The organism is Kribbella orskensis, assembly GCF_004342085.1.
Classification (GTDB): Bacteria; Actinomycetota; Actinomycetes; order Propionibacteriales; family Kribbellaceae; genus Kribbella; species Kribbella orskensis.
The window spans coordinates 482455-496777 of record NZ_SLWM01000004.1; the positions used below are offsets into that span (position 1 = coordinate 482455).

Annotated in this window: 12 protein-coding genes; 4 read left to right on the top strand and 8 right to left on the bottom strand. The window is 69.3% G+C overall.

Annotation, left to right across the window (positions count from 1 at the left end; translation table 11 throughout):
* Positions 1-2 precede the first annotated feature (2 nt).
* From EV644_RS14495 to EV644_RS14515, 5 genes are all read right to left on the bottom strand, one after another.
* Complete coding sequence (locus EV644_RS14495) at positions 3-2048, bottom strand: dipeptide ABC transporter ATP-binding protein (RefSeq protein WP_132188764.1); 2046 nt, start codon at positions 2046-2048, stop codon at positions 3-5.
* Positions 2045-2986, bottom strand: coding sequence for an ABC transporter permease (locus EV644_RS14500; RefSeq protein WP_132188765.1), 942 nt, complete (start codon positions 2984-2986; stop codon positions 2045-2047). Before EV644_RS14500 ends, EV644_RS14495 begins: the two co-directional genes overlap by 4 nt.
* On the bottom strand, positions 2983-3915 hold the full coding sequence (locus EV644_RS14505; protein ID WP_132188766.1) for an ABC transporter permease: 933 nt from the start codon (positions 3913-3915) through the stop codon (positions 2983-2985). The genes EV644_RS14500 and EV644_RS14505 overlap by 4 nt, the downstream gene beginning before the upstream one ends.
* Positions 3915-5603, bottom strand: coding sequence for an ABC transporter substrate-binding protein (locus EV644_RS14510; RefSeq protein ID WP_132188767.1), 1689 nt, complete (start codon positions 5601-5603; stop codon positions 3915-3917). The genes EV644_RS14505 and EV644_RS14510 overlap by 1 nt, the downstream gene beginning before the upstream one ends.
* 273 nt (positions 5604-5876) lie before the next feature.
* Positions 5877-6548 (bottom strand): GntR family transcriptional regulator, encoded by a 672-nt coding sequence (locus EV644_RS14515; RefSeq protein ID WP_132188768.1) that lies wholly within the window; start codon positions 6546-6548, stop codon positions 5877-5879.
* 104 nt (positions 6549-6652) lie between these two features.
* Here EV644_RS14515 and EV644_RS14520 point away from each other — a divergent pair, with 104 nt between their 5' ends.
* Genes EV644_RS14520 through EV644_RS14530 form a run of 3 tightly spaced genes read left to right on the top strand, consistent with a single transcriptional unit; the run spans position 6653 to position 8911 of the window.
* The gene (locus EV644_RS14520; protein WP_132188769.1) at positions 6653-7351 is read left to right on the top strand and encodes a class I SAM-dependent methyltransferase; all 699 of its coding nucleotides are present in this window, start codon (positions 6653-6655) and stop codon (positions 7349-7351) included.
* A gap of 25 nt (positions 7352-7376) precedes the next feature.
* Positions 7377-8009, top strand: coding sequence for an RNA polymerase sigma factor (locus EV644_RS14525; RefSeq protein ID WP_241998151.1), 633 nt, complete (start codon positions 7377-7379; stop codon positions 8007-8009).
* Positions 8006-8911, top strand: coding sequence for a hypothetical protein (locus tag EV644_RS14530; RefSeq protein ID WP_132188770.1), 906 nt, complete (start codon positions 8006-8008; stop codon positions 8909-8911). Before EV644_RS14525 ends, EV644_RS14530 begins: the two co-directional genes overlap by 4 nt.
* 80 nt (positions 8912-8991) lie before the next feature.
* Here the strand turns inward: EV644_RS14530 and aspS are convergent, their stop codons facing one another.
* From aspS to EV644_RS14545, 3 genes are read right to left on the bottom strand one after another with little or no spacing between them, the layout of a single operon-like run.
* Positions 8992-10785 (bottom strand): aspartate--tRNA ligase, encoded by a 1794-nt coding sequence (gene aspS, locus EV644_RS14535; RefSeq protein WP_132188771.1) that lies wholly within the window; start codon positions 10783-10785, stop codon positions 8992-8994.
* Positions 10782-12125, bottom strand: a complete 1344-nt coding sequence (gene hisS / locus EV644_RS14540; protein ID WP_132188772.1) for a histidine--tRNA ligase — start codon at positions 12123-12125, stop codon at positions 10782-10784. The genes aspS and hisS overlap by 4 nt, the downstream gene beginning before the upstream one ends.
* Before the next feature lie 21 nt (positions 12126-12146).
* On the bottom strand, positions 12147-12836 hold the full coding sequence (locus tag EV644_RS14545) for an MBL fold metallo-hydrolase (protein ID WP_132188773.1): 690 nt from the start codon (positions 12834-12836) through the stop codon (positions 12147-12149).
* A 255-nt stretch (positions 12837-13091) separates the two neighbouring features.
* On the opposite strand from EV644_RS14545, the gene EV644_RS14550 reads away from it, so the two are divergent.
* A complete protein-coding gene (locus EV644_RS14550; protein WP_132188774.1) occupies positions 13092-14318 on the top strand; it encodes a DUF349 domain-containing protein in 1227 nt (408 codons plus the stop codon).
* The last annotated feature ends 5 nt before the right edge of the window (positions 14319-14323 follow it).

Sequence of the window (14323 nt, forward strand, 5' to 3'; positions counted from 1 at the left end):
CGCTACCTCACCGGCGTCAGTTCGATGGACAGGGGTTCGGTGGTCAGGGGGTGGTGACAGGCGACCGCGTGCAGGCCGTCGCCGGCGGTAAGCGTCGGCACCTCTTCGGCGCAGCGATCGGTGGCGAGCGGGCAACGGGTCCGGAAGTGGCACCCACTGGGCGGATCGATCGCGGAGGGCAGTTCTCCACCGAGCCCGACGGCTCGCTCGGTGCCCGCCTTCGCCGACTCGGGCAGCGGAATGGCCTTGATCAGTCCGGCCGTGTAGGGATGCCGGGGTGCGCTGTAGACGTCCTCGCTCGCGCCGAGCTCGACGAGCCGGCCGAGGTACATCACCCCGATCCGGTCGGCCAGGTACTTCAGCAGGGACAGGTCGTGGGAGATCACGACGTACGTCTGACCGTACCGGTCCTGCAGCGAGCGCATCAGGTTGAGGATCTGCGCCTGGACCGAGACGTCCAGAGCCGAGACGGGCTCGTCGGCGACGATCACCTTCGGCCGGAGCGCGAGTGCGCGGGCCATCGCGATGCGTTGCCGCTGACCGCCGGAGAACTCGTGCGGGTACCGCTGCGCGGCGTCCGGCGGCAACCCGACCGCGTCCAGCAACTCGGCGACGGTCCGGCGCCGCTCGCGCCTGGTACCGACTCCTTGGGCGACCAGCGGTTCCTCGATCAGAGCGGCCACGGTCATCCGCGGATCCAGGGCCGCGGCGGAGTCCTGGAACATCATCTGCAGATCCCGCCGGCGTCGGCGCAGCACGTTCCGGCCCTGCGCGGCGAGATCGCGCCCGTCGAAGGTGACCGATCCGCTGCTCGGGCGCTCGAGGCCGACCAGCATCCGGCCGATCGTGGTCTTGCCGCAGCCGGACTCCCCGACGATGCCGAAGGTCTCCCCGGCCGCGATCGTCAAGGTCACCCCCGACACCGCATGCACGGCCCGCTTCGGCCCGAACGGCCGCCGCGACCTCAGCCCGAACTTCTTGTGTACGTCGAAGAGCTGCACCAGCGAGTCGCTACCGCGCGGCTCCTGCCGAAGCTCGGTTCCGGCACGATCGGCCACCACGACCTCCTGCGCCTTCACCTCGGTCGGGTGGAAGCAGGCATACAAATGCTCGCTCCCCGGTGCTGCCGGCACCAGGGCTGGATCCGTACTCCGGCAGTCGTCCGTGGCGAAGGCGCACCGCGGAGCGAAGCGGCACTGTGGCGGCAGGTCCAGCAACTTCGGCGGTGCTCCCGGAATGGTCGCGAGATCCGCACTCCGATCCAGCTCGAGCGTCGGCATCGCCGCCAGCAACGCCTCGGTGTAGCGGTGCCTGGGCGCGGCGAACAACTCCTGGACGCCGGCCTGTTCGACCATCCGGCCGCCATACATGACCGCGACCCGGTCCGCGTACTCCGCGATCACGCCCATGTCGTGGGTGACCAGCAGAACACCCATCGACAACTGCGACTTGAGGTCGTCGATCAGGGTCAGGATCTGCGCCTGGATCGAGACGTCGAGCGCGGTGGTCGGCTCGTCGGCGATCAGCAGGCCGGGGTCGCACATCAGCCCGAGCGCGATCATCACCCGCTGCCGCATCCCGCCGGACAGCTGGTGCGGGTAGTCGTCCAGCCGCTCACGCGGCCGCGGCATCCCGACCAGGCCGAGGACGTCCGTGGCCCGGGCGGTCGCTGCCGCACGGCTGCCACCCCGATGGATCCGGTACGCCTCGCGAAGCTGGCTGCCGACCGTCCGGACCGGGTTCAGCGACGTCATCGGGTCCTGGAAGATCATCGCCAGCCGGTTGCCCCGGAGGCCGCGCATCCGGCCCTCGTCCAGCCCGGTGAGCTCCTGCCCGTCCAGCCGGATCGAGCCGCCGACGATCTCGCCGCCGGGCGGCAGCAACCGCATGATCGACATCCCGGTCATCGTCTTGCCGGAACCGGACTCCCCCACCACCCCGAGCGTCTCGCCCGCGTCGACGGAGAAGGTGACGTTGTCGACCGGCCGGATCCGGCCTTGCCGGGTGTCGATCTCGGTGCTCAGACCGGTGACCTCGAGCAGGCTCATCTGGTCTCACCTCCAGGACGGGAAAGACGGGTGGCGAGGTGCCGGAAGCCGCGGCCCAGCCGCGCGCGCGGGTCGAGGACCCGCATCAGGTGGTCGCCGGAGAAGTTGGCGAGCAGGATCGTCGCCATGATCGCCAGCCCGGGGAAGGTCGAGAGCCACCAGGCATCGGCCAGGTTCGTCGCGCCCGCCGCCAGGTCGCTGCCCCAGTCCGGCGCCGGCAGCCGGACGCCGAGTCCGAGGAAGCTCAGCGTCGTGGCGGTCAGCACGCCCCACCCGATCGCGCTGCTGCCGAGCACCACGACCTCGGTGAGCAGGTTCGGCAGCAGATGGCGCCAGGAGGTCCGCAACGTGCTCGATCCGAACACCCGGGCCGCCTCGACGTACTCGGCCTTGCGCAGCCTGCGGACCGAGGACTCCACCACACGGGCGAATCCGGGCGTGAAGGCGACGCCGATCGCCAGCACGATGCTGCGTACTCCCGACCCGGCCGTCGCGATCAGGATGAGGGCGATGAGCAGCACGGGCAGTGCGAGGAACACGTCGACCAGACGCATCACCAGGGCATTGACGAGCCGTGGTGCGACCCCGCCGAGCACACCGATCGCGACGCCTGACGCGGTGGCGAGCAGTACGCCGAGCAGGCTTGCCAGCAGCACCGGGCGCGCGCCGTACACGGTGCGGCTGAAGACGTCGCGGCCGAGCAGATCAGTGCCGAACAAGTGAGCGCCACTGGGACCTTGGAGGTTGGCATCGCTGGTCGCGACCGGGCTGACGTGAGCGAGCAGGCCGGGAGCGGCGAGCACGATCAGTACCAGCAGGACCGCCGCGGCCAGCGCAGCCCCGCCAATCGTTGCTCTGAGCCCCTTTCGGGACCGGCGGGCCGGCCTGGAGACGCGGACGTGCAGGGCGCCGACACTGAGCGGATCGAGCGAGGTCATGCGGTGGCCTCCTGCCTGGTCCGCGGGTCGATGGCGCCGACGACCAGGTCGACGGCGAGGTTGATCACGACGTAACCGATCCCGATCACCACGACGGCTCCCTGGACGACGGGGATGTTCTTGCTGGTGATCGAGGTGGCCAGGAAGCTGCCCAGACCGGCGCGGCCGAAGATCACCTCGGTGATGGCGGCTCCGGTCAGGATGTTGCCGAACTGCAGGCCGATCGTGGTGACGGCCGGGACCGAGGAGTTGCGCAGCACGTGCCGCAGCAGCACCCTGCGCTCGCTGCTCCCCCTGGCCCGGGCCGACTTCACGTAGTCGCTGCGCAGTTCGTCGATGACCCGGCCGCGGACCAGCCGGGTGAGGATCGCGGCGTAGCCCCACCCGAGGGACACGGCCGGCAGGATGAGGCTCTTCGCCGTACCGTCGTCGATCGCGGACAGCCAGCCCAGCTTGACGCTGAAGACGAGCACGAGCAGCAGGGCGAGGAAGAAGTACGGCACCGCGACGCCGACGAACGAGACCCAGCGGGCGATCGTGTCCAGCACCGAGCCGGGCCGCTGTCCCGCGACCAGGCCCAGCGGGACGCCGACGAGTACCGCGACCAGCATCGACGACGCGGTGAGGATCAGCGTGCTCGGCGCCCGGGACAGCAGTTCGTAGGCCACCGGGTTCTGGGTCAGGAACGACGTCCCCAGGTCGCCGTGCAGGAGGTGGACGGCGAAATCGGCGTACTGCTTCCAGATCGGCGCGTCCAGGCCGAGTTGCTGACGGAGCAGGGCGATCTGCTCCGGCGAGGCGTTCGAGCCGTAGAGGATCACCTTGGCCGGGTCGCCCGGCACGATGTGGACGAGCGCGAACGAGATCACGGTGATCCCCACCACGACCGGGATCGCGGCGCCGAGCCGGCGCAGGATGAACAGCGTCATCAGCCGACAGTGGCGCTGTGGAACGCCAGGTAGCCGTTCAGCGTCTGGTGCAGGCTCTTCACCTTCGGCGACATCGTGAAGGCACCCGCGACATCCCACAGCGGCAGGAACATCGAGTCCTGCATGAGCTTGGTGCCGACCTGCTCGTAGAGACCGTCGCGGGCGGCGTCGGCCGCGGTCGCGTTGGCCGTCGCGATCAGCTTGTCGATCCCCGGGTTGTTGTAGTGCGACCAGTTGAAGCCGGACTCGATCGCGTTCGAGTTGACCCAGATGTTGAGCAGGTACGGGTCGGCGCCGTAGTAGCCGAAGGAGCCGAGGTTGTGCGCGCCGGAGTTGAAGCTGGCCTGCGCGGTGGCGAACGGCTGGACGCTGGTACTGGCGCTGAACCCGACCTTCTGGAGTTCCGAGACGACGAACTGGGTCGGCAGTTCGAGGCCGCCACCGCTGAACAGGATGATGTCGAGGTTCAGCTTCTGGCCGTTCTTGGTCCGGGTGCCGCCCTCGCCGACGGACCAGCCGGCCCGGTCGAGCAGGGCCGCCGCCTTGTCCGGGTCGTGCGAGTAGAGCTTGCTCGCCGACTCGCTGAACCCGGGGGTGATCGGCGTCAGCACGTTGTGGGCCGGCTTGTACACGTCGTACAGCACGCTCTTGACCATCGCGTCCTGGTCGACGGCGTAGAGGATCGCCTGACGGACCAGCGGATCGTCGGTGGGCGGCTTCGCGACGTTGATCGGCATCCCGAGCGGCGTGCCGATCGAGGGCACCAGCAACTGCTGATACTTGCCGGATTTCTGCGCGGCGGAGATGTTGTTGGGCGGCAGGTTCATGGCGATCTGCAACTGCCCGCTCTGCAACGCGTTGTAGCGGCCGCTGTCGTCCGTGACGATCCGGAAGACGAGCTTGTCGAGCTTGGCCGGACCGTCGCCGAGCGCCTTCGGACCCCAGCTGTACTTCGGGTTCTTCAGCAGCGTGAGCTGGCTGCCGGCCTGGTAGCTGTCGAAGGTGAAGGGTCCGGTCCCGACCGGGTTGTTGCCGAAGCCGGTGGGGCCGTACTTGGTCAGCGCCGCCGGTGAGGAGATGCCGAAGTTGCCGGCCGCCTGCTGGTGCAGGAACGACGCGTTCGGCGCCGTGAAGACGATCTGAACGGTGTAGTCGTCCAGGATCTTGGTCTCCTTGTACGGACCGAGGGCGCCGAGGCCGCTCTTGGACTTCGTCTTCGGGTCGACCACGTGGTCGTACGTCGCCTTGACCGCGGCCGCCGTGAACGCCGTTCCGTCGTGGAAGGTGACGCCCTTGCGCAGTTTGAACGTGTAGACGGAAGCGTCGGGCGAGATCGTCCAAGACTCCGCCAGGCCGGGATGGAAGGCGCTCCCGCCCTTGCCGTCCGGCAGCCAGTAGACCAGCGGGTCGAACAGCGCGAACGAGATGAGCAGCGTGAGCGCGAGGCCGGTCGCACCGGGGTCGAGGGTGTCCGGGGTCGCGTTGATGCCCATCGTCAGGGTGCCGCCGCTGCTGCCGATCGACGCCGTCGACGCGGTGTCATCGGCACCGCAGGCCGAGAGCAGGGGCGCGAGGGCGAGGCCGGCGGCGAGTCCGCCGCCCAGCCCGAGCAGCCGGCGGCGGGAGAGCGGCCGGCGGAGGGCGGGGCCGAAGGCCGCGGAGGTGAGGTGGAGGTCTTGCTGGTCCATGGACGTGCTCCTTGGGCTGGCACGGAAGCTCTTCCGTATGTTGTATACGGTTCGTGCTACATGCGTGTTTCGCCTCCGCCACGAGCTGGTTTCGTCTCAACCTGCACGAAGGCGGCGACTCAGCCCATCTCCCCGTAAAACAACGAGGGCGCGACGTCACCGCAGCGAAACCGAAGCCTCTCGGCGGGTCGGAGGCCGTATGTTCGGTGGCGCGGGACTGTATACGGTGTAGAGCGGGCCCTGCGGCGCTGCTAGCTGCCCAGGGTGACCCTGTCAGGCCGGCTCGAGCCGGGGACGGAGGGAGCTTCGGACGCTGAGCACGTGGTGGCGGGCGGCGGCCTCGGCGAGGTCGGGGTCGCCGGCCTCGATCGCCGCGATCAGGCCGTAGTGCTCGGACCAGGCCGACGGCGTCTGCAGCTGGGCGTTCTGGCGCAGTAGCCACTGGCCGCGCTTCACCATCGGGATCGCGATCGCGATCAGGTAGTCGTTCCGGGTCATCTCGAAGATCAGCGAGTGCAGTTCGGTGTGCAGGGTCGCCAGCGTGTCGCGGTCCTGGTCCGGGCCGGACACGTTCACCAGGTCGAGAATCGCCCAGGCTCTCGTGAGTAGGGCGGCTTCAGGCTCCTCGGCGGAGGCCGCGAGCCGAGCTCCGAGGGGCTCGAGCGCCAACCGGACATGGAAGAGGTCGTCGGCCTGGCGCGCGGTCAGCTTGGCCACGAAGGCCCCCCGGCGGGACACCACGTCGAGGAATCCCTCCGCCTCCAGCACCCGCATCGCCTCGCGGATCGGGTTGCGCGACACTCCCAACTGCTGGGCCAGCCGATCCTCCACCAGCCGATCCCCCGGCTTCAGCGAACCGTCCAGGATCAACCGGCGCAGCTCTGCCGCCACCACGTCACGCAGCGGCAGATGGCTGTCCCCCACGAGCACCGAGTTCGAAGTCACCCGGTCTATCGTATACGAAGCACCCCTCCGGTCAGAGCTGGAACAACTTTCGCTTCCTGGCGAATGTCTGGACAGCGGGGAAGGCGTCCGCGAGGGTCATCGGCATGGTGATACCGAACAGAGTCGGCCAGGGCGGCAGCGGACCGGGGCCGATCAGTCCCGACGGGAGCCCGATCGAGATGTACGAGCGCGCTGAGGCTCGGGGCGAGGACCAACTGATCAACGCCGTGCTCTCCCCGAGGAGCAGCATCCTCGAGCTCGGCTGCGGCACCGGCCGGATCACCCGGCCGCTCCTCGCCCTGGGCCACCAGGTGCTCGCTGTCGACGAATCACCCGACATGGTCGCCCGGATCACCGAGACCGAGACACTCTGCTCGACGATCGAGGACCTGCGCCTGGACCGTCGGTTCGACCTTGTGCTGATGATGTCGTTCCTGATCAACGTCCCTGACGACGACGCCCGCCGCGGCCTCCTGGACACCTGTGCCCGGCACGTGAAGCCCGACGGCACGGTGTTGCTCCAGCAGCACGACCGCCGCTCCTTCGCGCAGAACGCAGTACTGGAGCGGGAGAACCACCGGCTCGTGATCTCCGATGTCCAGCAGTTACCCGGTGACCGGCAGGCGGCCACGATGACCCACACCGTCGGCGAGGAGACCTGGTCCCAGGACATCCTGGTCCAGAACCTCACCGAGCAGCAGCTCACCGATCAGTTGCGTGCCTCCGGGCTGGAACTGGTCGACTACCTGACGCCTGACCAGACCTGGATCCGGGCAAGGCCCCAGCAAGTCGCGGCAACCTGATCCAGACCCGCGGACCCTGTTGGGTATGACCATGACCTCGAGCAGGCAGGACAAGCCTCCGCCTGCCGCGCCGCCCGCGGGTCCACCCGGACCGACCGACCACGAGTTGTGGGACGCACTGCGCCGCCACGAGCCGGAGGCCCTCGGCGACCTGTTCAGCCGGTACTCCGGTGTCGTGCACGCATACGCGGTTCGTCATACCGGCAGTTACGGGTTCGCCGACGACACGGTACAGGCGACGTTCATCACCGTGTGGCGGCAGTTCACCCGGTCGGATCCGGGCCCGCTCGTGCACGGCACGGCCAGGGCTTGGTTGCTCACGATCGCCCGCAACGAACTGCGCAACACGACCCGGGCCAGGCGTCGGCTCGCGCAGTTCATCAGCCGCCAGCATCCCCTGCATCATCCGGACCACGCCGAGGCCGTCGCCGCCCGGGTGGACTCCGAGAAACAGATCCAGACGGTCCGGCAGGCCCTGTCGAAGCTGCCCGCTCACGAGCGCGAGACCGTCGAGCTCGTGTACTGGGCGGAACTGTCTGTCGCCGAAGCGGCCGTGGTACTGGGGGTCGCCGAAGGGACCGTGAAGGCGCGGCTGTCCCGGGCCCGGCGCCGCCTGCCCGCACTGCTGGACCAGACCGGACCGGAGGAGACCCGATGAACCTCACCACCCCACCCCCGGTCGAAGAAATCGACCGAGACTACGCGGACCGGATCCGTGGCCGGCTCGTGGAGGACGCCCGGAGCAGCCGGCGCCGGCGGTTCGTCTGGGTCCCCGCGCTGGCCGCGGCCTGCGGAATCGCGGTGATCACGATCGGTGTCGTGGTCCTGACCCGGACCGGCGGTGATGGGTCGGGCGGCGACGGATCCGGTGTCGCCTCCGCGCCCGCGACGATCACGCCAAGCCCCGCGCAGGTGCAGAAGGTCCCAGCCGGCAAGTCGCGGCAGGTGTCGCTCGATCTCGGGCCGGCCTCGGGCGCAGAGGCAAAGGCAGCCGCGCGGCAGTGCCTGCAGAAGTCAGCCGCAGCGACAGGGGCGCCGAACCCGGCCACCCCGGCCGATGCCGAGACGGCCACGGTCCACCAGGCTCGCTGGCTGAAGGTTCTCCCGGGTCAGGACGGCGAGCTCCGTCCGGCCAGGGACCGGATGCTGCTGCAGACCTTCACCACCCGGAGGAACGTCTGGGTCGAGTGCCTCGACTCGCAACTGGCAGACATCTTCGACCCGGCCCTGGCCGGCACCTCTCGCGAAAAGGCCCTGCCGCTGAACGCGGCCGAGCCGATCAACGGAAGCTGGACGATCAGAGACCTGCCCGACGGCCGGTCCACTCTGCTCTTCACCGAATTCACCTTCGTCACCATGCCGGACGTGGCCCGGGTCGAGATCAGGATCCGCTGGACCGGCGGCGCATCACCTTGGTACGGCGTGGCGGTGGTCAACGGCAGTGGGTACGTCACGGCCTCGCAGCCGGGCGCGATCCACGAGAAGCACGCGATGGAGATCGACTACCGGACGCTCGACAAGGCCGGCCGTGTCACCTCCAGCGACATCGAGTACGGCTGAGCAAGCTCGCAGCAACCTTGCTGCGAGCCCGCTCGCGTGCCCAGCCCGAGCGCACAGACGTCAGACGCCGGCCCCGGCTCTTACTGCTTGGCTTCTGCCTTCTCGCCCTTGGGTTCCGGCTTGGCGTCGACGCCGGCCTCCTTGCGCTGCTCCGGGGTGATCGGCGCCGGCGCCGCGGTCAACGGGTCGAACCCGCCACCCGACTTCGGGAACGCGATCACGTCGCGGATCGACTCGGTACCGGCCAGCAGCGCCGTGATCCGGTCCCACCCGAACGCGATCCCGCCGTGCGGCGGCGCGCCGAACTTGAACGCGTCGAGCAGGAACCCGAACTTCTCGGTCGCCTCCTCGTCGGTCAGCCCCATCACCTTGAAGACGCGCTTCTGCACGTCCTCGCGATGGATACGGATCGACCCGCCGCCGATCTCGTTGCCGTTGCAGACGATGTCGTACGCGTACGCCAGCGCGTTGCCCGGGTCCGTGTCGAAGGTGTCCATCGAATCCGGCTTCGGCGAGGTGAACGCGTGGTGCACCGCGGTCCACGCACCCGAACCCACCGCCACGTCGCCGGCGGCCGTCGCCTCGTCGGCCGGCTCGAACAGCGGCGCGTCCACGACCCAGACGAACGACCAGGCCGACTCGTCGAGCAGACCGCCACGGCGGCCGATCTCCAGCCGCGCCGCGCCCAGCAACGCCCGCGAGGACTTGACCGGGCCGGCCGCGAAGAAGACGCAGTCCCCCGGCTTCGCCCCGACGTGGTCGGCGAGTCCCGCGCGCTCCTGCTCCGACAGATTCTTGGCGACCGGGCCGCCGAGCTCCCCGTCCTGGCCGACCAGCACGTACGCCAGACCACGAGCGCCCCGCTGCTTGGCCCAGTCCTGCCACGCGTCGAGCTGCTTGCGCGGCTGGTCGGCGCCACCCGGCATCACCACGGCGCCGACGTACGGCGCCTGGAAGACGCGGAACGGGGTGTCCTTGAAGTAGTCGGTGCACTCGACCAGCTCGAGGCCCATCCGCAGGTCCGGCTTGTCGCTGCCGAACCGCGCCATCGCCTCGGCGTACGTCATCCGCTGGATCGGCGTCTGCAGCTCGTACCCGGCGAGCTTCCACAGCTCGGCCAGGACCTCCTCGGACAGCGCGATGATGTCGTCCTGGTCGACGAAGCTCATCTCGATGTCGAGCTGGGTGAACTCGGGCTGCCGGTCGGCGCGGAAGTCCTCGTCGCGGTAGCAGCGCGCGATCTGGAAGTACCGCTCCATCCCGGCCACCATCAGCAGCTGCTTGAACAGCTGCGGCGACTGCGGCAGCGCGTACCACGAACCCGGCTGCAGGCGGGCCGGGACCAGGAAGTCCCGCGCGCCCTCAGGGGTGGACTTGGTCAGCGTCGGCGTCTCGATCTCGACGAAGTCGTGCCGGTCGAGCACGTCCCGGGCGGCCTTGTTCACCTTGCTGCGCAGCCGCAGCGCCGACCCCGGGCCCTGACGGCGCAGGTCGAGGTACCGGTACTTGAGCCGGACCTCCTCGTTCACCGGCGTCGCGTGGTGCTCCTCGACCGGGAACGGCAGCGGCGCGGCCTCGTTGAGGATCTCGACCTCCTCGGTGATGATCTCGATCTCACCGGTCGGCAGGTTCGGGTTCGCGTTGCCCTCGGGCCGCGGGGAGACGACGCCGACGACTTTCAGGCAGTACTCCGCCCGCAGGCCGTGCGCGGCGTCCTCGTCCCGGATGACGACCTGGACCGTGCCGCTGGAGTCGCGCAGGTCGATGAACGCCACGCCGCCGTGATCGCGCCGCCGCGCCACCCAACCCGCCAGCGTGACGGTCTCGCCGGTGTGCTCGGCTCGCAAGGAGCCTGCGGAATGGGTACGGATCACGAGTTCTCCTGAGGGGTTTCGATGCCTGGTCGTACGTCCTGCGGCGGCGGCGTCCAGGTGGCCGGGTCGGCCGGCACCTGCTCGCCGCTGCGGATGTCCTTGACCTCGGGACCGGTCTCGGTGGAGAACCACACGAACGGGATCCCGCGGCGATCCGCGAACTTGATCTGCTTGCCGAACTTCGCCGCCGCCGGGGCCACCTCGACCGGGATCCCCCGCTGCCGCAGCGCGGCCGCCGTACGCAGCGCGTCGCCCCGCTCGTCTTCGTTGTTCAAGGCAACCAGTACTGCGGTCGGCGTGCTGCGGGTGCTCCTCACCAGCCCCTGGCTGAACAGCCGGGCAAGCAGGCGGGAGACACCGATGGAGATGCCCACGCCCGGGTAGGTCGTCTTGCCGTCGCTGGCGAGCGAGTCGTACCTGCCGCCGGAGCAGATCGAACCGTACGACTCGTGGCCGATCAGCTGGGTCTCGTAGACCGTGCCCGTGTAGTAGTCGAGCCCGCGGGCGATCTTCAGGTCGGCGACCAGCAGACCGGGCGCGTGCTCGTTGGCCGCGGTCATGATGGCGGCGAGCCGCTCGAGGCCCTCGTCCAGGATCTCGTGCTGCACGCCGAGCGCCCGGACCTGCTCGACGAACGACGCGTCCGTCGCCGAGATCTCCGCCAGCCGGAGCACCTGCTTGGCGGTCTCCGCCGGCAGTCCCGGGCCGTCCGTTGCGGTGAGCAACTGGGTCACCTTGTCCGGGCCGATCTTGTCCAGCTTGTCGACGATCCGCAGTACGGCGGCGACGTCCTCGATCCCCAGGCCGCGGTAGAAGCCCTCGGGGATCTGCCGGTTGTTGACCTGGATCCGGAACGGCGGGATGGGCAGCTTGCTGAACGCGTCCGCGATCACCAGCGGCAGTTCCACCTCGTAGTGGAACGGCAGCGTGCCGTCGCCGACGATGTCGATGTCCGCCTGGGTGAACTCGCGGAACCGGCCCTCCTGCGGGCGCTCACCACGCCACACCCGCTGGATCTGGTAGCGCCGGAACGGGAACGCGAGCTTGCCGGAGTTCTCCAGCACGTACCGCGCGAAGGGCACCGTCAGGTCGAAGTGCAGCCCGAGGCCGGGCCCCTCGTCGTCCGCCGACGCGCCGAGCCGCCGTACGCCGTAGATCTCCTTGTCCGCGTCCTCGCCCTGGTTGGACAGGCGTTCCACCGGCTCCACCGCGCGGGTCTCGATCGACGCGAAGCCGTGCAGCTCGAACGTCTCCCGGATCACGTCGAGGAAGTGCTGCTCGACGATCCGGTCCGCGGGAAGAAACTCGGGGAACCCACTGATGGGGCTGATCTTGCTCACAGTTTGGCCTTGCTCATTGCGCTATGTCTCCAGGTCCTGCAGGTAAGGGTTGGTCGCCTTCTCCCGGCCGATCGTGGTCTGGCCGCCATGACCCGGCAGCACGACGATCTCGTCGCGCATCGGCAGGATCTTGGTGGCCAACGTATGCAGCATGGTCGGATGGTCGCCGCCTGGCAGATCAGTCCGGCCGATCGACCCGGCGAACAACACGTCACCGGAGAACAGGATGGCGGGCACGGCGCCGTTGTTCTCCGGCCCGTCGTACGGCGTGGTGAAGGTGACCGAGCCCCGGGTGTGCCCAGGGGTGTGGTCGACCGTGAACTGCAGGCCCGCGAGCTCGAGGCTCTGGCCGTCCTTGAGCTCGGCGACGTCGTCCGGCTCGGCGAACGTGTGGTCACCGCCGAGCAGCATCCGGGCACTCTCCGCACTGATCCCGGCCATCGGGTCGCTCAGCAGGTACCGGTCGTCGGGGTGGATCCAGGCGGTGCTGTCGTAGGCGCCGCAGACCGGGAGGACCGAGAACATGTGGTCGATGTGCCCGTGGGTGAGCAGCACGGCGACCGGCTTCAGCCTGTTCTCCCGGACCACCTCGTCGACCCCCTGGGCGGCGTCCTGCCCGGGGTCGATGACGAGGCACTCCGCGCCCTGGCCGGTGGCGACGACGTAGCAGTTCGTGCCCCACGAACCCGCGGGGAACCCGGCGATGAGCACGACAGACCTTCCTGGAACGTTTCGGGACCACCCAAGGCTACCGGTCACGCAGTACCGAGATCGAACCGGATAGCGGCTCGTTCGACGGATTGTGACCGCAACCCCGTTGCGTAGCGCCTGGGAGTTTGTGATTGTTCAGTGATACGCGTGGGGAGAGCTCCCGACGCGCCCGGATTGGCTGTGTCTGCCCGGTTTGAACCGGGGACTGACCAGAATGGGCACGAGCGCAGTACATACCGCCGGAAGGGGCGAGTTGTGGCCGAGGAAAGCTGGGGCCGGGTAGCAGAGGACGGAACGGTCTTCGTACGGACCAAGGACGGCGAACGAGCGGTCGGCCAGTGGCCGGACGCCAACCCGGAGGAGGCCCTCGCCTTCTACACCCGCCGGTACGACGCTCTCGCCTTCGAGGTGGACCTGCTGGAGAAGCGCGTGCAGGCGGGGACCGTGTCCCCCGACGACGCCCGCGCCGCCGTGAAGAAGGTGACCAGCTCGATCGACGAGGCCCAGGCCGTCGGCGACCTGGACGGCCTGCGGACCCGGCTGGAGGCCCTCACCCCGCTGGTCGCGCAGCAGCGTGAGAAGCGCAAGGCCGAACGCGCCGCCAAGGTCGAGGAAGCCCGCGACGCGAAGACCAAGATCGCCACCGAGGCCGAGACGATCGCCGCCGGCACCGACTGGCGGCACGGCGTCACCCGGCTGCGGGAGCTCCTGGACGAGTGGAAGGCGCTCCCCCGGCTCGACAAGTCGAGCGACGACGAGCTGTGGCACCGGTTCTCCTCCGCACGGACGACGTACACCCGGCACCGCAAGCAGCACTTCGCAGAGCTGTCCTCCAAGCGCGACGAGGCCGCGGTGGTGAAGGAACGCCTGGCCGCCGAGGCCGAGGGGTTGTCCTCGTCCACCGACTGGGGTCCGACCTCGGGCCGCTTCCGCGACCTGATGCGCCAGTGGAAGGCCGCCGGTCCGGCGCCTCGCGAGGTGGACGACAAGCTCTGGGCCCGGTTCCGCAGCGCCCAGGACGCCTTCTTCGGCGCCCGCGACGCGGTCCAGGCCGAGGAGAACCAGGAGCAGGTCGCCAACCTCGCCGCCAAGGAAGCCCTGCTGGTGGAGATCGAGGCCATCCTCCCGGTCAAGGACGCCAAGGCCGCCCGCGAGCAGCTCCGCGAGCTCCTCGACCGATGGGACGCGATCGGCAAGGTCCCCCGCGACTCGATGCGCGCCATCGACGGCCGCCTCCGCGCGGTCGAGCAGGCCGTCAAGTCCGCCGAGGACGAGGTCTGGAACCGCAGCAACCCCGAAGCCCGGGCCCGCGCCGAGGCCACCGTCAAGCAACTCCAGTCCCTCATCGCCGACCTGGAGAAGCAGGCCGCCAAGTACGAGTCCCAAGGCAACACCCGCAAGGCCACCGAAGCCCGCGAGGCAATCGAAGCCCGCCGAGAATGGCTGGCCCAAGCCCAAAACGCCCTCAACGACTTCAGCTGACCACC

Coding starts and splice junctions, on each gene's coding strand:
- EV644_RS14495 (WP_132188764.1), bottom strand. CDS start 2,048: ATGAGCCTGCTCGAGGTCACCGGTCTGAGCACCGAGATCGACACCCGG.
- EV644_RS14500 (WP_132188765.1), bottom strand. CDS start 2,986: ATGACCTCGCTCGATCCGCTCAGTGTCGGCGCCCTGCACGTCCGCGTC.
- EV644_RS14505 (WP_132188766.1), bottom strand. CDS start 3,915: ATGACGCTGTTCATCCTGCGCCGGCTCGGCGCCGCGATCCCGGTCGTG.
- EV644_RS14510 (WP_132188767.1), bottom strand. CDS start 5,603: ATGGACCAGCAAGACCTCCACCTCACCTCCGCGGCCTTCGGCCCCGCC.
- EV644_RS14520 (WP_132188769.1), top strand. CDS start 6,653: ATGGTGATACCGAACAGAGTCGGCCAGGGCGGCAGCGGACCGGGGCCG.
- EV644_RS14525 (WP_241998151.1), top strand. CDS start 7,377: ATGACCATGACCTCGAGCAGGCAGGACAAGCCTCCGCCTGCCGCGCCG.
- EV644_RS14530 (WP_132188770.1), top strand. CDS start 8,006: ATGAACCTCACCACCCCACCCCCGGTCGAAGAAATCGACCGAGACTAC.